General features: G+C 60.6%; 15 protein-coding genes and 1 pseudogene. 10 read left to right on the plus strand and 6 right to left on the minus strand.

Annotated features, from left to right (window positions below; genetic code table 11):
- Positions 1-23: 23 nt before the first annotated feature.
- Both L6758_RS06035 and L6758_RS11005 read right to left on the minus strand, forming a co-directional pair.
- The gene (locus L6758_RS06035; RefSeq protein WP_237205133.1) at positions 24-1,397 is read right to left on the minus strand and encodes a galactokinase; all 1,374 of its coding nucleotides are present in this window, start codon (positions 1,395-1,397) and stop codon (positions 24-26) included.
- A 41-nt stretch (positions 1,398-1,438) separates the two neighbouring features.
- The gene (locus tag L6758_RS11005) at positions 1,439-1,981 is read right to left on the minus strand and encodes a TetR/AcrR family transcriptional regulator (protein WP_272878593.1); all 543 of its coding nucleotides are present in this window, start codon (positions 1,979-1,981) and stop codon (positions 1,439-1,441) included.
- 81 nt (positions 1,982-2,062) lie between these two features.
- On the opposite strand from L6758_RS11005, the gene L6758_RS06045 reads away from it, so the two are divergent.
- The 5 genes and pseudogenes from L6758_RS06045 to L6758_RS06065 all read left to right on the plus strand — a co-directional run bounded on the left by L6758_RS06045 (position 2,063) and on the right by L6758_RS06065 (position 6,865).
- Complete coding sequence (locus L6758_RS06045) at positions 2,063-2,764, plus strand: hypothetical protein (RefSeq protein ID WP_237195992.1); 702 nt, start codon at positions 2,063-2,065, stop codon at positions 2,762-2,764.
- A gap of 146 nt (positions 2,765-2,910) precedes the next feature.
- Positions 2,911-4,145, plus strand: a pseudogene (gene bioB / locus L6758_RS06050) (biotin synthase BioB).
- Between the two features lie 106 nt (positions 4,146-4,251).
- Entirely contained in the window at positions 4,252-6,021 is a 1,770-nt protein-coding gene (locus L6758_RS06055) for a cation:proton antiporter (RefSeq protein ID WP_237205134.1), read from the plus strand.
- A 195-nt stretch (positions 6,022-6,216) separates the two neighbouring features.
- A complete protein-coding gene (locus L6758_RS06060) occupies positions 6,217-6,609 on the plus strand; it encodes a hypothetical protein (RefSeq protein WP_237205135.1) in 393 nt (130 codons plus the stop codon).
- Between the two features lie 19 nt (positions 6,610-6,628).
- Positions 6,629-6,865 (plus strand): hypothetical protein, encoded by a 237-nt coding sequence (locus L6758_RS06065; protein ID WP_237205136.1) that lies wholly within the window; start codon positions 6,629-6,631, stop codon positions 6,863-6,865.
- A gap of 86 nt (positions 6,866-6,951) precedes the next feature.
- Here the strand turns inward: L6758_RS06065 and L6758_RS06070 are convergent, their stop codons facing one another.
- The 3 genes from L6758_RS06070 to L6758_RS06080 all read right to left on the minus strand — a co-directional run bounded on the left by L6758_RS06070 (position 6,952) and on the right by L6758_RS06080 (position 9,603).
- A complete protein-coding gene (locus L6758_RS06070; RefSeq protein WP_237205137.1) occupies positions 6,952-7,461 on the minus strand; it encodes a MarR family winged helix-turn-helix transcriptional regulator in 510 nt (169 codons plus the stop codon).
- A 267-nt stretch (positions 7,462-7,728) separates the two neighbouring features.
- The gene (locus L6758_RS06075; protein ID WP_237205138.1) at positions 7,729-8,505 is read right to left on the minus strand and encodes a CE1759 family FMN reductase; all 777 of its coding nucleotides are present in this window, start codon (positions 8,503-8,505) and stop codon (positions 7,729-7,731) included.
- A gap of 12 nt (positions 8,506-8,517) precedes the next feature.
- Positions 8,518-9,603, minus strand: coding sequence for an LLM class flavin-dependent oxidoreductase (locus tag L6758_RS06080; RefSeq protein ID WP_237196006.1), 1,086 nt, complete (start codon positions 9,601-9,603; stop codon positions 8,518-8,520).
- Positions 9,604-9,813: 210 nt separating this feature from the next.
- Here L6758_RS06080 and L6758_RS06085 point away from each other — a divergent pair, with 210 nt between their 5' ends.
- Entirely contained in the window at positions 9,814-11,139 is a 1,326-nt protein-coding gene (locus L6758_RS06085) for a hypothetical protein (RefSeq protein WP_237205139.1), read from the plus strand.
- Between the two features lie 211 nt (positions 11,140-11,350).
- A complete protein-coding gene (locus L6758_RS06090; protein ID WP_237205140.1) occupies positions 11,351-12,274 on the plus strand; it encodes a type IV toxin-antitoxin system AbiEi family antitoxin domain-containing protein in 924 nt (307 codons plus the stop codon).
- Positions 12,275-12,343: 69 nt separating this feature from the next.
- Here L6758_RS06090 and L6758_RS06095 read toward each other — a convergent pair whose 3' ends face one another.
- On the minus strand, positions 12,344-13,195 hold the full coding sequence (locus L6758_RS06095) for a PRD domain-containing protein (RefSeq protein ID WP_237205141.1): 852 nt from the start codon (positions 13,193-13,195) through the stop codon (positions 12,344-12,346).
- Positions 13,196-13,350: 155 nt separating this feature from the next.
- Between L6758_RS06095 and brnQ the strand changes: the two genes are divergently transcribed.
- The 3 genes from brnQ (at position 13,351) to L6758_RS06110 (ending at position 17,463) form a co-directional block, all read left to right on the plus strand.
- Positions 13,351-14,688, plus strand: a complete 1,338-nt coding sequence (gene brnQ, locus L6758_RS06100) for a branched-chain amino acid transport system II carrier protein (RefSeq protein ID WP_237205142.1) — start codon at positions 13,351-13,353, stop codon at positions 14,686-14,688.
- A gap of 469 nt (positions 14,689-15,157) precedes the next feature.
- Entirely contained in the window at positions 15,158-15,904 is a 747-nt protein-coding gene (locus L6758_RS06105; RefSeq protein WP_237205143.1) for a response regulator transcription factor, read from the plus strand.
- A gap of 5 nt (positions 15,905-15,909) precedes the next feature.
- Positions 15,910-17,463 (plus strand): sensor histidine kinase, encoded by a 1,554-nt coding sequence (locus L6758_RS06110; RefSeq protein WP_237205144.1) that lies wholly within the window; start codon positions 15,910-15,912, stop codon positions 17,461-17,463.
- Position 17,464: the final 1 nt, after the last annotated feature.

Consider the following 17,464-nt stretch of genomic DNA (forward strand, 5'->3'; position numbering starts at 1 on the left):
CTAGCCAGAAGGGAAAGATAAGTCTAGATATCCCGATCTGCTGGGAAGCCCGCTACCATCGGCAGGAACTCGGGATCGGCATAACCGTGCTGGGCATAGGCCAGGGCCACCTGCTCGGCCGCCGACTCCACCAGGTGCAGCGGCAGCAGGGCCATCACAGCCCCACCAAAACCGCCACCCACGATACGGGCTCCCAAAGCGCCAGCTGCCAGGCAGGTATCAACCGCCACATCAATTTCGGGGCGGGAAACACGCAGCTCATCGCGCATCGACACGAAGCTCTCGGTAAAGAGCCTGCCCAGCTCATCCCAGTCAACCTGCTCACCGGCGTCCTTACGGCCCAGAAGATAGGCAGCCCGCTCCACCAGGGTCATATCGTGCAGGGTATGGCGCACCCAGCCACGCGGAAATGTGCGAGGCTGACCGCTTTCCTCCAGGGCGCTTAAGGCGCGGTTGACGGTCTGATCCACCAAATCTAGGCGGCACTGCTTGGCCTCACGCCCGCTCATGCCAGCGCAGGTGAGATCCTCGGGCAGGGCATTGCGCAGGTAGTCCAGACCCATGGCCTCAGTAACCGCCTCGTTGGCCTCACGCCGTGCCGCAAACTCACCCCCCGCCAGCTCGTGCGGGGTATTCGTATTGATGACCAGCCAGCCCAAATCAGCGCTGGCCACATCAACGGTTAGCGGGTTGATAGAAAAATCGCGGAAGTCCACCACCAGAGCCTTGCCCGGCGACGAGCGCAGCGAAGCGGTCTGGTCAAGGCCGCCGGTGCGGGCCCCCGCCACCTCGTTCTCGGCGCGAATACAGACCTGGGCCAGGCGGGCACGCAGGGCGTCGTTAGCGGGGGAGAGGTCAGAGGGTAGAGCCTCAGTGCAGTCGCACCCCTGGCGCAGGGGGCAGGAAAGATCCAGCAGGGCCAGGGCTGTGGAGCACTCCAGGGCGGCAGAGGACGACAGGCCCCCGCCCACCGGCACCTGGGAGGTAATCAGCAGGTCAGCCCCAAAATTATGGGGTAGGGCGATATCTTTACCACCTTCCCGGTTCATGGCCCAGGCTACGCCCGCCACATAGGTGAACCAGCCCTTAAAGGTGCCCGGGGTGATCTCGCGAATCACGACCGTGCGGTCGTCCCCCGGCATCTGTAAGGACGCCGCCCGCAGTACCCCGTCGGTGCGCAACCTACCCGCCACATAGGTGCGGTAGGGCAGGGGCATAGGCATGCAGGAGCCGCCGAGGAAGTCGATGTACTCACCCAGCAGATTGAGACGACCGGGCGCTGACCACACCCCGTCGGGCTCCACCCCATACTTTTCAACAAAAGCAGCGCGGGCTGCCTCAACTTCGGCGCGGTGGTCTGGCAGGGTAGCCCAGGCGGGCTCAACACGGAGGGTCACGGTTTTTCTTCTTTTCGGTCGGTTGGATGTCGGGGGGGGGCTTAGGCGGTAAAACCCTTAATAAGGGCTGTGAGTGCGGCGGTGTAGGACGCCGGTGGTTCAGCTGGCGGGGTGCTACCTGCGAGTAGGGCTCGGGTCTGCTCCTGCTCAATGAGGCTCAGACAGGTATGCATGAAGATTTCAGCAGCTAGGGCCGGTTGCGGAGTGCCGGTGGCCAGGGCAAAGTCAGCTTCCAGGGCGTCCAGTAAGGTGAGCCGGTCGGGGGCGAGGGTGGCGGGGTGAAGAGCTAGGGCCAGGCGGATGACTTCGGAACATTCCTTAACTGGAATAAGTTGCCGGTAGGTGTTTTCCCCGGTGATGAGCAGGGTATCGGGGCTTGCTGGAGTGCTGGGCCTTTCTACCGTTGCCAGCATGCGGGAGGCCAGTGAGGCTAGAAGCTCCTGCTTATTCTTCACATGATAGTAGAGCGCACCGGGGGCCACGCCCAGCTCGGTAGCCAGCCGACGCATCGAAAGGTCGGCTAAGCCAAACTGGCGCAGCACATCAAAAGCGGTGTCAAGAATCTTCTCACGGGATAAAGCCACCCCCTCATTGTGACCTACTTTCGCTCCCGACAACAGCTGGCAGTGGGCGCTGTTCCCTCGAAGAGGAGTAGATTTGAACCCATGACCCTCAACTTTTCAGATCTTGCCGCCCGCCTGCGCGCAGGCGAAACTGCCTCACCTGCCGACCTTTACGACGTACTGACCGCCAGCCCTGCCGCCACCTTCGCTCTCATGGACCTGGCTGCAGAACTACGCGCTACCCACTTCGGCTCAACCATTACCGCCACCAACCTGCTGGGCGCACCCGCGCGGCAGGTGGCGTCCTCCCTCGTAGAGGTTGCAGCCCCGCTCGACGCCGACGCCCTGGCAGCTACCCTGGCTGACCTGGCCGCCGACCCCGCGGTGGAGCGTATCGACGTGGACTTTGTGGGCGTACCCGCCCTGGCCCCCATGGAAGCCCTGCGCGTGCTAGCTGCCGCCCGCCTGGCCGCACCCGCAAAGAGCCTGCACCTGGGGGAGAGTCGCGAAATGACTCTGCGTTCCCTGCAACCTTTGGCGGTGGGCGCCCTGGATTCGCTGGTGCTGACCGTAGACCCCGCCCAGCCCCGCCTGATTTTTGAGGACCTCAAGCTCATCGTGGGTGCCGGCCTCACCATTGCCGATGCGGGCGACCGCGACCTGGTAGCTGAGTATGTAGAGCACCTGCGTGCTGCCGGGGTGGAGGACGCGGACGCCTACGCCCAGGTTGCGCTGGAGGGCGCGGCGTCCGGTGGCGGCTGCGGTGGAAACTGTGCCTGTGGCTCTGGGGGCTGCGGCGCCTAGCGCTTTCCCCAAGGGGACCGCAAAACTTAAAAGGGACCGCAAAACGCGAGGTCCCTTTTAAGTTTTGCGGTCCCCTTGGTTGGTGGGGGCTATGTAGAGAAAAGTAATAATTTGAACACTGTTCAAAATCGGTGTTGACTGGTTCCATGATTGACTTCTCTGCCATCGCCGACCGCGCCCTGGCCGGTCAGCCCGCAAACCGCGATGAAGCGCTTGCCGCCCTGACCGCCAGCGACGCCGAAACCTTCGCCCTCGTCGACGCTGCCTCCCGCCTGCGCCGCCACTACTTCGGCAACACCGTCAAAGTAAACTACCTGGTCAACCTCAAATCCGGCCTCTGCCCCGAAGACTGCACCTACTGCTCCCAGCGCCTCGGATCCGAAGCTGAAGTGCTCAAATACTCCTGGATCAAAACCGACGAGGCCGTCAAACAAGCCGGCTACGGTATCGCGGGCGGGGCTTCCCGTGTCTGCATGGTTGCTTCTGGCAAGGGGCCTACCGACCGCGACGTCGAGCGCGTTGCCACCATGGTTGAAGACCTCAAAAAGAGCACCCCCAGGTGGAAGTCTGCGCCTGCCTGGGCATTCTCAAGGACGGCCAGGCCACCCGCCTGAAAGAAGCCGGGGTGGACGCCTACAACCATAACCTCAACACCAGCGAAGACCACTACGCCGACATCTGCACCACCCACACCTACCAGGACCGCTTGGACACCGTTGATAAGGCCCAGAGTGCCGGGCTCTCAGCCTGCTCCGGCCTGATTGTCGGTATGAAAGAAACCGACGAGCAGCTGGTTGATGCAATCTTTGCCCTACGCGACCTGGGCGGCGACTCCATCCCCGTCAACTTCCTCATGCCCTTTGAAGGCACTCCGCTAGCTGGCACCTGGGAGCTCACCCCCATGCGCTGTCTGCGTATCCTGGCAACCGTGCGCCTGGTCGCCCCCGAGAAAGAGCTCCGCATGGCGGGCGGACGCGAAATGCACCTGCGCACCCTGCAACCCCTAGCCCTGCACGTGGTTAACTCCCTCTTCCTGGGCGACTACTTGACCTCAACCGGCCAGTCAGCCCTTGAAGACCTCAAGATGATTCGGGACGGCGGGTTTGTCGTCCTTGGCGCCGAAGACCGTGACCTGGTCGCCGAACACGAAGACTACCTGCGCGCCCACGGCGTAGACCTCGCCCAAGAAGCTGCTGTTGCGCCCGCGCCCTGCGGGGCGTCCGGTGGCTGCGGTGGGTGCAGCTCCGGGGCCTGCGGGACTCACGCGCCAGCAGAAGAGATGGGCACGGCCGTCCGCCCCGCTGACCAGGGGGCTCCTGAAGTTCTTATACCCGAAATCCGCCGCCGCGGAGTAGGGACGGACGTCGCCCCCAACTTCTAGCCCCGGGAAAGGGCATCTCAAAACCACACATGAGGCACAGGGTCCCCCTAGATTGAGGTACTAGAGTTAAAAGCTGGTACATCAGGTCGGTGACGAAGGGGTGGGCGTGGAAGTCCTCATTGTGATTGTGATGCTGTTGCTGGCGACGGTGGTGCTGGTAAGTGTGGGGGATAGGCTGAATCTGCCCTGGCCCGTGCTGCTGACGCTGGTGACCGCCGTTGTCATCGTGATTCCGCAGATGCCCAGCCTGTACATTGAGCCCGAGATTATTCTGCCCATCTTCCTGCCGCCCCTGCTGTGGGCTATTGGCCAGCGCGTCTCGTGGGGCATGCTGCGCAGAAGCTGGCGCAGCGTCCTGATTTACTCCATTGCCCTGACCGCTGTCTCTGCTCTGGCGGTGGGGTGGGCTACCTGGATGATTGTGCCCGGCATCAGCATCGCCCTGGCGCTGGCTATCGGCGCGGCCGTCGCCCCGCCCGACCCCGTGGCAGTAGAAGCTGTGGCTGAGCCGGTAGGCATTCCCCGCCGCGTCATCTCGAATCTGCAGACCGAGGGTATCTTCAACGACGCCGTATCTCTGGTGCTCTTTCAAATCGCCCTCGCTGCCCTGACGGCTGGCACTGATCCCCAGCCCCTGTCTGCCCTCGGCAGTTTCGCCTATAGTGCTCTCGTTGCTGTGGCCCTGGGGCTAGCCCTGGGCTGGGGTGGTAGCCTGCTGCGCCGCAACCTTTCCGACACCGTGGCCCGCAGTGCGCTAACCCTGGTCATTCCCTTCGGCGTTTACATCATCGCCGAGGAGCTGCATGCCTCGGGTGTGGTAGCCGTGGTGATTGCGGCAATTCAGATGGCCAGCTACAGCGCCGATCTCACCGCCGAAGAGCGCCTGGCTAACACCGCCTTCTGGAACGTGCTTGAAATGCTCGTGACCGGCCTGGCCTTTGGCCTTATCGGCCTGCAGGCCGGCGAACTGCTCTACAGTGCAGACCGCAATGTGCTGACCATGGTGTGGCACGGCGTGCTGATTTCCGCGGTGGCGATTGGCACCCGCCTGGCCTGGCTCACCGTCATGTGGTTGTGGGGCCGCTGGCGGGGCTCCCGTCGCACCACTCCGCGCTCTTTTGCTGAGGTGCTGGTGATGACCTGGGCCGGTATGCGCGGCCTGGTCACCCTCGCCCTAGCGCTGAGCCTGCCCGAGATGGCTGACGGCCTGCGCACCGAGGCTGTCTTTATCGTGCTGACCGTCCTCTTCTTCACCATGGTCTTCCCCGGTCTGACCCTGCCCTGGCTGGTGCGTGCGCTGGGTGTGAGCGCCACGGCTGAAAAGGACGACCACGAGGAACAGGAGCTCTTGCAGATCGCCCAGAGGGCTATGTGGAAATCTATGTATCAAACCGTTGCTGAGAGCGGGGATCTGCAGTCCTTCGAGCAGCTCAAGCACGTGGTCACCAGCATGATGGACCGTATCGAGGAGGGTCAGAAGACCGGTGACTTCCAGGAGCGCTGGGCTGAACGCCAGCGTCAGCGCGAGTTCATGAACCTGGTGCGGCAGAAATCGGTGCTGGCCGCCCAGGCTGCGGTGCTCAGTGTACGCAACAAGTACGACTATGAAGTAGTGAGTAACGTGCTCTACCAGATTGACGTGCAGGTGCAGGCCCAGGACGCCATGGACCAGGGCTCCGGGGCACTCACCATGTCACTGCCTAAGTCCCTCATCAACGGCGAGCACAAGGTAGATCGCGAGAAGGCAGAGCAGCTCTTTAAGACTACCGAGATGCGCATTATCTCAGCCCAAAAGGAGCTAGATGATGAGGCACTGCGGGTGGCGACCCGTCAGCTGCCTGTCGTTGGTGATGCGGACGCCCGTGAGCGGGAGTGATTCCGGGCACCGGCTAGGTGATACTCAAGAAATTTGCAGAATCATCACCTACTATGGGTAAGTGCTTATTCCGCTGTAGGCCTATAGGGCCTCTGGCTTAATGCCCTGGTGATGGAGGGCAAAAAAAGAAGGGCACAACACTCGGCAGTATATTCTCAATAAAGAATATAAATTTTTTTCACAGAATCAGGATCAATGGACACCAAAGACCTCTCCCCGGCATACTTCACCTCCCTGGCAGCCCTTTTTGCAGGCGCTTTAATGGTGGGTGCGAGTTCCACCTGGGTTTCGGTGCTGGGCTGGGTCGTACTGCTGGCGGGTCTAGGCCTGAACATCTTTGCCACCCTGGTGATGGTGCAGCGCCTCAAAGGCGGGCCCCTGCCCGCTATGATTACCGGTGCGGACACAGATGCCCAGGTAGAGTATGAGGAAGAAGAGGTGCCCGGCGATACCTACCTCTATGAGCCCGAGGCCATTACCGAGTCCCAGCCCCTGGTAGCTGCCGCAACGCCCACTGCTAGTGCCGGTGATGTCGCTAGCGATGATCGTATCTTCCGCTCCCGCACCCCGCGCCCGCACGTCCGCTAGAACCACAGAAGAGGCCCCCATGGATACCCGTTTTCTTCTTTCCCCCGCTTATCTGGTGTCAGTTGCTGCCCTAATTGTTGGTGCAATCCTCAGCGGCACAGCCCTGATGGTCATTGGCTGGATCATCTTCATTATTGGCCTGGCCCTCAACGCCCTGGCTCTGGTGGTGCTGGCTAACCGCGAGCAGCTCTACAAGGCCCAGCGGGTTGGGGTTATTCCCAAGGCTAAAAAGCAGGGTTCGGCCGACCAGCAGTAAAAATCTAAAACTTTTTCTCTGCTTGCCAGCAGAGTATGCAAGAGGGGGCGGACGCTGATAAACGTCCGCCCCCTCTTGTATGCTATCTAGGCTCTCACGCGCTTGCGTTCGGGGTGGGTAACCTTGCCGAGAACCCCGCGCGAAAAGTGGGCTAGAGCCCGTGCGATGTCGGGGTCTAGGCCCTCAAAGACCGTGCGCTGGACTTCGCGGGTGTAGACCGGGGTGGCTTCTCTGAAGACCTGCCGCCCCTGCTGGGTGATGAGCACTCCCTTACCCCGTTTATCGCTGGGAATAGAGACCTTGGTGACCCAGCCGTGTTTCTCTAACACGTCAATTTGGTAGGTCAGCCGCGAGGGTGAGACATTGGTGGCGCGAGCTAAATCGCGCATGCGCACTACGCAATCTTTGTTGGTGGAATCTGTCTGTGGGGAATCTAAAATTGCTGCCAGAATCCTGTAGTCTGCCAGCTTAATCTTCACCTCTTCTTTGAGGCATCTATCGAGATGCAGGTTGAGGGTTTCTAATGTGTTGGTATAGATCTTCCACAGATTTTCCTGTTCTTTGGTGAAGCGAGCCGGGGTGGGGGCTGTTCCCATAGAACCTCCTCTCCTCTCTACCGGGTGGGTAGGTGTGGTTCAGGAGACTTTACTCAGAAAATCTCTATTCGGTGCTAGCCTAACGCGCAGTGTCACCTGTATGGAATATATGTGGGAAATATTAAGACGGGTTAACGGGTCTGTGGGCCTTCACCAGCTAGGACTCCCTTTTGATTGCGCGGCAAAGAGGGCGATGATTTAGACATCTTAAAGAACAGGCGGGAGGGCATATACCCTCCCGCCTATGCGGTGTGCTTATGACGAGGCCTAGGAACCCGGCATATTCCTTTTAAGTAATTCCTCGAAAGGGGTGACCGTCAGGGCTTCTAGCCCCGGTGCCTTGTAGGCTGGCGCAGCCGCCTTCCCGCCCCGATCTTCCTCAAGAATCCCAAAGAAGGAGCCGGCGTTGGCGTCCTGAACTGCCTGCTGCTTGGCTTCATCCGCCCCGCTTTCGCGGGTCTGCTGGGGCGCCTGCTGCGAACCCTGCCCGGCAGGTGCTGCTCCGAGCGTCCAGAGGACCAGCTGGGCGAACTCGGCTGCTGCCTTAGCAACTCGCGGAGCCAGGTTGGCATCGGAGCCAAAATCATCTGTAGCGGCAAAGACGCCTGAGGGGGCTACGGTTGCCTTGAGGTAGCTAAAGAGCGGACGCATGGCCGTCTCCAGCATGAGGGAATGGCGGGCGGTGCCGCCGGTGGCAGCAATCAGCACGGGCTTGCCTGCCAAAGAGCCGTCCTCTACCAGGTCCCAGAAGCTCTTAAAAAGCCCCGAGTAGCTGGCCTTGAAGACCGGGGTGACTGCGATAATCGCATCAGCATCGCGCACCTGATCCAGGGCGGTAGCCAGTGCCCCCAGTGGGAAGCCGGTGAGGTAGTGGTTGGTGATGTCCTTGGCTAAAGAGCGCAGGGAGATATGGGTGAAGTTTGCATCAACTCCGGCTTGGCTCAAGGCTTGCCCTGTTGCCTCGCTCAGGTTCTCACCCAGCAGGGCGGTGGTGGACGGCTCGCCCAAACCCGCTGTGACAACAACAATTGACGGGGTGCTCACGACTCTTCCTCCCTACTTGCCCTGCTCGGCCAGGTGGGCTGCGTAGCGGGGGTGGACGGGGGCCTCGGGCACACCGGCGGGGCGCAGCTTAGCGAACTCTTCGCGCAGGACGGGCACAACCTGCTCACCCAGCATGTCGATCTGGTTCAGAACTTCCTTGAGGGGTAGGCCTGCGTGGTCTACCAGGAAGAGCTGACGCTGGTAGTCACCGGCGTAGTCGCGGAATGAGAGGGTCTTCTCAATGACCTGCTGGGGGGAGCCCACAGTCAGCGGGGTCTGGTCGGCAAAATCTTCCAGGGAGGGGCCGCCTCCATAGACGGGAGCGTTGTCGAAGTAGGGGCGGAACTTGGTGACAGCGTCCTGGGAGTTCTTGCTCATGAAGACCTGCCCGCCCAGGCCCACAATGGCCTGCTCGGCGCTGCCGTGGCCGTAGTGTTCGTAGCGCTCGCGGTAGAGGTTGATCATCTGCTGGGTATGCTCTTTGTTCCAGAAGATGTTGTTGTGGAAGAAGCCGTCACCGTAGTAGGCTGCCTGCTCCGCGATTTCGGGGGTGCGGATGGAGCCGTGCCAGACGAAGGGCGCGGTGCCGTCTAGGGGCTGCGGGGTGACGGTAAAGGAGTTGAGGGGGGTTCGGAAGTTGCCGGACCAATTGACCACCTGCTCGCTCCAGAGCTTACGCAGCAGAGCGTAGTTTTCGATGGCAAGGTTGACACCCTGGCGGATGTCCTTGCCGAACCAGGGGTAGACGGGGCCTGTGTTGCCGCGGCCCAGCATGAGGTCCATGCGGCCGTCAGTCAGATGTTGCAGTGTGCCGTAGTCTTCGGCGATGCGCACGGGGTCGGTGGTGGTAATCAGGGTGGTGGAGGTGGAGAGCAGGATGTTCTTGGTCTGAGCTGCGATGTAGGCCAGGGTTGTGGTCGGTGAGGACGCAATAAAGGGCGGGTTGTGGTGCTGGCCGACGGCAAAGACATCCAGGCCAACCTCGTCAGCCTTCTTGGCGATTTCAACGATGGCCTTTTGGCGCTCGTATTCGCTGGGGGTCTTGCCGGTGGTGGGGTCCATGGTGACGTCGCCGACGGAGAAAATACCGAACTGCATGGTGGCTACCTTTCGAGGTGATGTGTTGTTTTGATGGTTTTAATCTACCCCTAAAAACTTTCCTTGTAAAGTAACTTGTGGTTGGTGTGTTGCGCCGGTGGGGGATGTAAAAATTTTCTATGTAAATTATCCTGACTTGTATTTTGTGTAAAAGAGAGTAGCGTGAGGGGTGTAAGAAGTACATTAATGAATTATATGAAGGGTTTAGTCATGGAAGCCATCTCAACCGCCCAGCAACTTACCGATGCCCTCTCAGCTGGCACAAGCGTCCTTGAAATCTCCGGCCGTATTATCGGCATGCCCTCCCTCAAACTCCCCGAAGGAGTTACCCTGCGCGGCACCACCGACGACGCCGAGCTGGCTTTCGGTGCCAAGGGGCTGCAACTCACCGCTAACAACACCGTCTCCCACCTCAAAATCTCAACCTCGGTTCAAGAACTCGCCATCTTCAACTCCGACGACGTGGAAGACTTCGGAACCCTACGCCTAGAAGATGTACGCACGGTAGGGCAGGTCTTCCTCACCGCCGCTGGCTCTAACCGGGCAGGCCGCTTTGAAGCTGACGGCGTGCACGTCATCGCTGCTGACCTGCGCGGGCGCACCCTGCGCCCCCATGCCTACGGTGTCGATGCCCTACAGGGCGGCTTCACCGCCTGGAACCTGCAGAAGGACGAGGATGTCGTTATCACCGCAGAACTGCTGAACATCTCCGCGGGAACCGAAGATACCCCCGTCCGCGGTTCTGGCGTGTTCGTGGGTGGTCAAGGCACCGAGGACGGCACCCCGGCAGGAGGCACCCTCGTTATCTCAGAGCTGACCACCGGTGATATCTATACCGATGGCGGTATCGCCCCCGGCACCCCCGACCTGATCTCTGGCGGTGTCTTCCTGATCTACGGCGGTATCGCTGAGAAGGTCGTCAATCGGGGTTCGACCACCACCTACGGGCAGAACGACATGGTGCTCGATAACTGGGGCCAAGCCACCGAATGGATCTCGGAGGGACGAGTCACCTCCCACGGGCCCTCCGGCATCGGCTTCGTCAACTTCGGTGGTATCGACACCCTCGATATCCGCCAGCCCATCCTTACCACCGGCAAGGGCGCTCGCGGCTTCAACCTCTACGACGGTTATCTCAAGCAAGCAATTTTCGACTCCATCGCTACCACCGGCGACGGGTCCATCGGCATTCAGGTCTCTAAGCCCCTACCGTCATTGACCGTCAAGCGCGACCTCACCACCGTCGGTGGCGAGGGTCTGAGCCTGGTACGGGGTGTGCAGGTCACCCTGCAGGCCATCGCCCTGTCCATCAAGGACGGCGGCGAGCTCGACTCCATCGAGGTTGGCGGCGAAATCTCAACCAGCGGCGACAATGTACCCGCCATTGAGTCTGCCGGCTCCGTCAAGGCTTTTGCTGCCACCGCCGTCCGCGCAACGGGAGCTGGGGCGGACGCCGTCCGCTACCGCGCAGGTTCCCTGCCCCTAGACGGGTTGGCTCTGTACGCCCGTGACGGGGAGCAGGCTACCGAACTCTAATCTGACCAGTACTGAGCACCCTATTCTTTCTCTCTTGACCCTAGAGATTATCTCGGGGTGAAGAGAGAAAGAATAGGGTGTTCTTTGTGACGACGTAGAGGCCGTCTCGTGTCTTCTTGTCCACAGGCATCTGACGAGCGAAAATAAGGGTTATCCACAGGCGCAAATAGGGTCACTTGAAGCGCCCGCGCCTTTTTGCCACAGTAGCGGCATGGAACTCACCCTCTCACACATCTGTTCAGCGATGCACACTCACCGCGATCTCAAAGACTCAGGCATGAGCAATAATCTCATCAGCGCAAAACACCGTAGAGGTGAGCTTATACGTCTGACCCGCGGGGTTTACCTCAAAGGCGACATCGCACGACACTGCACAGGCAGCGACCGGGCCAAAGCTGTGACGGTAGCCCTTCAGAAAACCCGCCCCACAGCCGTAGTGAGTCATCAGTCAGCCGCCCTTCTATGGGGTGCGCCGCTGATGGCCTTACCCCCTAAAGTGCACCTCTCCCTCTTGGGCATCAATAAGTCGGGGCACCCGCAGGCAATCCTGCATAGCCATAAGGTAAAAGAATGCTCCCTGGCTACTGATTTAGGCGGAGTCAGAGTCACGAACCCGCTCACAACCGTCATAGACTGCGGAAAAACTATGCCCCTGCAAGAGTCGCTAGCTATCGCAGATTTCTTTTTAAAACACGGGCATCTTGAACTCGACACTGCACAAGAAGAGCTTGAACGCTGTGCGGGGCGAGGATCTCAGAAATTACGTGTTGTGGCTGCGCTGATGAGCCCGCTGAGCGAATCTCCTCTGGAGTCTTTTGCCAGGCTTCGTCTCTATCAGGGAGGTGTCGAGCCGCCTATTCAACAGTTTGAAATTATTACCCCATCCGGGCGCCTGTACCGTGCTGATTTTGCCTGGCCTCACCTCAAGCTGCTTCTTGAGGTGGATGGTCTGCATAAGTATTACGGAGCCTACCGGGCAACCGATGAGCAGTTACGCAATGATGCGCTGAGGCAGCGGGAACTAGAACTGGCGGGGTGGACGGTTATTCGCGCCACCTGGGGTGATCTGGCGCAGCGCCCGGAACTGTTGATCTCAAGGTTGCGTCACCTTGGCGTCCGGGCAGCCAGCCAATGACCCTACTCTTTCTCTCATGACCCTAGAGATTATCTCGGGGTGAAGAGAAAAAGAATAGGGTGGACGGCGCTAGGAGGTGCCGTACTGGTCGCGGGCTAGGCGGGCAATGTGAATGGTCAGGTAGGTCAGCTCGTCGTCCGTCAGGTTCTGCTCCAGGTGCATCTCAAGCACCAGCTTCACCTTGACCGCCGCAGCAAAGGCGCGGGGGTGGGCGTCCTTCAGGCTTTCAAGGAGCATAGGGACGCTCGTGCCCGCGTCCGCAGTCTGGGCGGCACCCGCGCGCACAAAGAGATAGCGCAGATGCGTCACGAAGCGGGCAGCGCTCATGAGCGAGCGATCCACCGGGCCGCCAAAGCCAGCCCCAATCACCTCAAAAATTTGAGAGAGCACCTCAGTCATGCGGTAGGTGCCGCCCATATCCTCAGAGGCAAACTGCGAATTAACCAGGTGCATAGCTAGCGGAATTGCCTCAATCTCGGGCAGCTCAACACCCAAGCGCTCCTTGACCAGCTCCAGGGCGCGGCGCCCAAACCGAACCTCCTGCGGGTACAGCTGAGACACCTCAAGAGCCAGGGGGTAATCCACCGCCAGCCCCTCCCTGGCCCGCACCACCGCATAGCTGATATGGTCAGCCACCGGCACGATAAAGGAATGAGAAATCGTAATGCCCTCGGCCTTGACCAAGAACTCAAGCTCGGTTGCCAGGCCCAGAATCTCCGATGGAATCTTAGCCAGCACCCCCGCGAGAGTCTCATCGGGGGTACCGTGCTCCGGCACAAAAGTCTGCTCAATCAGGGTGGGATCAACCATATCGCCCTTGCGCCTACCAAAAGCCAAGCCGCGACCAATAACCACCATCTGCTCGCCCGTGTAGGCCTGGGCCAGGGCCACATTGTTGTTATAAATACGTGAAATGCGCAACGTGACCCCCTTTCAGCTCAGACATACAAACGTGCGAATATCCTTACCAGTCTACCGACCCGCGGTCCTTTACGACCCCTAGGCGCCCGCGCCGTTCCCAACAAAGGGGAGTAAACTGAACCCTTCCGTACATATAAAGAATTACCTCCATACTTATGAACTCAGCACCAGCCCCCGCACGACCTCTCACCAGCATCGTGGTCACAGCCCTCATGCTGTTCTCCATGTTCTTCGGCGCAGGCAACCTCATCTTCCCCGCTATGCTCGGGGCGGAAGCCGGCGAGAACTTCACCCCCGCCATTACCGGCTTTCTGGTCACCGGCGTCCTAATGCCTATTCTGGCAGTCGTGGCGCTCGCCGTCACCGGCCGCGACCTGCAAGATTTGGCGGCCCGTGGCGGAAAAATCTTCGCCCTCGTCTTCCCTCCCCTGGTCTACCTTTCCATCGGTGCCCTCTACGCCCTGCCACGTACTGCCACCGTCAGCTACGCCATGGCTGTGGACCCCTATATGTCGGCGGACGGCATGGTGCCCACCCTCATCTTCTCTGCCGTCTTCTTTGGTGTCTCCTACCTGCTGGCTATGAACCCCACCGGTATCGTCGACACCCTGGGCAAGTACCTGACCCCCGCCCTGGTGATCCTGCTGGGTGTGCTGGTCGTGATGAGCTTTATTACCCTGCGCACTCCCTCGGCTGCACCGACTGAAGACTACGCCACGGGTGCTTTTGCCACCGGCTTCGTCAACGGCTACATGACCATGGATTCCCTGGCAGCTCTTGCCTTCGGCATCATCGTGATTGCCTCCCTGCGTGAAAAAGGGGTGACCGGACGCAGCGAGATGCTCCGCAGCGTCGCCTTGGCCGGCGGTATTGCCGGCGTGTTGCTGGGTGCGGTCTACCTGGGGCTGGGCTATATTGGCGAGCATATCGCGGACGGCCAGGGATACAAGGACGGCGCAGCCCTGCTCACCGACGCCGCAGCCCAGACCATGGGCGGCCCCGGTGCCGTCGTATTCGGCCTCATTGTGCTGCTAGCCTGCCTGACCACCTCGGTGGGTCTCATCGGCGCAACCAGCTCCTTCTTCAACAAGCTGGTGCCCTCGGTCTCCTACCGCACCTGGGCTATCATCTTCACCCTCATCGCCTTTGTGCTGGCCTCCTTTGGCCTAGAAGGCTTGATGAGCTTTGCCATTCCCATTATCACTACCCTCTACCCGCCAGCCTTGACCCTGGTCGTCCTCACCCTGCTTGAAGCTGCCCTGCGCGCTCCCTGGATGAACCTGACCCACCGTCTTGCCCTGCTGGTCTCTGTCATCTGGGCTCTGCTCATGACCCTCAACGCCCAGGGCCTTGGTTCAAACGTGATCGAGCCCCTCATCGGCTGGGCTCCCGCCCACGCCTACGACCTGGGCTGGTTCGTACCCACTCTGGTTGCCGCCCTGATGGGTGCGGCTATCGACCTGGTGCAGCACCGCCGGGCGTCCGCCCGCTAGCTCCGTAGCGCTCCCTAGAAGGTAAAAAGAAAGGGTCTTGCTCCGCATCTGCGGAACAAGACCCTTTGCTATAGAGAGGCTCGCGCTGAGGGGAACCACAACCATCAACGCGAGCCCGTCTAACGAGTTGCGAGGTGGTTCATTCAACTCAAACTTAGAAAGCCTCTAGGCAACCCGTCATAAAGTTTCTTCAAAAATAAACAATTGACAGCCTGTTCAGAACTCTACCCGATGAAGTCCAGGAAATAAACCCGCGGTGCTCGTAAAGGCAGGTCTTTGTGAAACATTACATCTCTGTGTCATCCTCCTGACACTAAATGTTCTCTCACCTGCTCATACAAGACAGGCCCACCCCTCGGTTTGCTCCCGCTCACACTCGCATAAGAATCACCTGTGAAAACAACCCCCAAACCCCTCAAATAGCGGTCAGAGCCTCCCAGAACGCCCGCATTTGGCTACCCTTAGAAGTATGAGCAGCACAGCAACCGACATCGCCAAAAACCTCCCAACCCTCGAACACCCCGACGGGTCGCCCATCCGCGCCCTCGTGGTAGACGATGAGCGCATGCTCGAAGAGCTGGTCAGCGTGGCACTCAAAATGATTGGCTGGGAGGTCAAATCAGCGGGCGAGGGCCCCGCAGCCCTGGCTATCGCCCGCGACTGGCGCCCCGACGTCCTCGTGCTCGACATCATGATGCCCGGCTTCGACGGCGTTGAGCTGCTCTCCCGCATCCGCAAGCTCTACCCCGAGGTGCCCTGCCTCTTCCTCACCGCCAAGGACTCCGTGGACGACCGCATCGTCGGCCTAGCCGCCGGTGCTGACGACTACGTCACCAAGCCCTTCTCCATGGAAGAAGTCATGATCCGCCTGCACCGCCTGGTGCAACGCTCCGGCGTAGCAGCAGCCAATGACGCTGAACTCGTAGTCGGCGACCTGGTGCTCAACCAGGACACCCGCGAAGTTACCCGCGGCGGCGAAGAAATCCAGCTCACCGCAACCCAATTCGATCTGCTGCGCTACCTCATGGAAAACGCTAAGCGCGTGGTCTCTAAGGCCCAGATTCTCGATAATGTCTGGAACTACGACTTCGGCGGCCAGGCCAACATTGTGGAACTCTACATCTCCTACCTGCGCAAAAAGATTGACGCGGGCCGTGAGCCCATGATTCATACCGTGCGCGGCGCAGGCTACGTCATTAAACCCGCCAACCAGTAGGGCCCATGGCAGCACCTTCACAGCCTGCGGGCAGCCCTGCGCCCGCTTCAGGGCAGGAGCAGGCCCAGGACGCAGCCCCCACCGGGCTGCGCACCACCCCCCACCTGCGCACCAAGCTCATCGCCATTCTGGTGACCATGCTGGGTATCGCCTGCCTCATTATTGGCGTTTCGAGCTACATCGCCCTCTCTAGCTCTCTCATGGACCGGGCTTACGGGCAGCTCGACGAAGCTGCCCACCGAGCGGTTTCTTTCAAACCCGGCGGTCCCGCCGGGCAAAACGGTAACACTGAGGTAGACGGCTGCCAGCAGTTCAATGGCCGCACCACCCTCGACGCCCCCGGCCAGGGCCCCGGCACCCTGAGCCTGTGCACCGCCAACGGCCAGACCGTGGTGGCTGGTCTACTTGACTCGGTTGGCTCCACCCAGACCCTGAGTGACGCCGACCAGCAGACCCTGCTGGCGCTTTCCACCTCTGACGGAACCGTTGAAGTAGACCTTGAGGTGGGTGAATACCTGGTTGTCATGCAGGATAACCCGGTCAGCGAGGGCGTCATCGTCACCGGCGTACCCCTGGCAGAAACCCACCGTACCCTGGCTGTGCTGGTAGCTGTGATCGCTGCAGGCTCGGTTGCCGTGATGATTGGTGCCGGTGTGCTGGGCTCCTGGATTATCCGCCGCACCATGCAACCCCTTGAGCGGGTCTCGCAGGTCGCAGCGGGTGTCGCCCACATGGACCTGGCTCTTGAAACCCTGCCCGAGGCAACCCGTGTGCAGCCCGCGGACGCCCACCCCGGCGACGAGGTAGGAGCGGTCGGGTATGCCCTCAACCAGCTCCTAGACAACGTGCAGTCTGCCCTTGAAGCGCGCTCGCGCACCGAGGAGCAGATGCGGGTCTTCGTGGCGGACGCCTCCCACGAGCTGCGGACGCCCCTGGCGGCTATCAGGGGGTATGCCGATATGATTCGCTGGACCGAAACCCTCACCGACCAGGGTAAGACGTCGCTAGAGCGCGTGAACTCGCAGACCGAGCGCATGTCGCGCCTGGTCGAAGACCTGCTTCTGCTGGCTCGTCTCGACGAAGGCCGTGAGCCCGAGATGACCGAGGTGGACCTGACTGAACTGCTGGTAGAAAACGTCATGGACCTGCAGGTGGCAGCCCCTTCTCACATCTGGCAGCTCAACCTGCCCGAGGACGTGGTGGAGGTGCGCGGCGACCGCTCCCAGCTGCAGCAGGTGCTGTTGAACCTGCTCTCGAACGCCCGGAAGCACACGGACGAGGGCACCACGGTGACCGCCTCCCTGTCGATTTCTGCCAGCGGCCGTGAGGCCATCATGAGTGTGAGCGATAACGGCCCCGGTATTGACCCCGAGTTCAAGAGCAAGATTTTCGACCGCTTTACGCGGGCGGACGCTGCCCGCTCCGGCTCCGATGGCACCACCGGCCTGGGTCTTCCCATTGCCAAGGCCATTGTGGAAGCCCACGGGGGTTCTATCGATGTGGTCTCCCGCCCGGGTCGTACCGAGTTTACGGTGCGTCTACCCCTGCTGGCGGCGTAGG

Origin of the sequence: Rothia nasimurium (assembly GCF_928382285.1) — a bacterium.
Lineage (GTDB): Bacteria > Actinomycetota > Actinomycetes > Actinomycetales > Micrococcaceae > Rothia > Rothia nasimurium_E.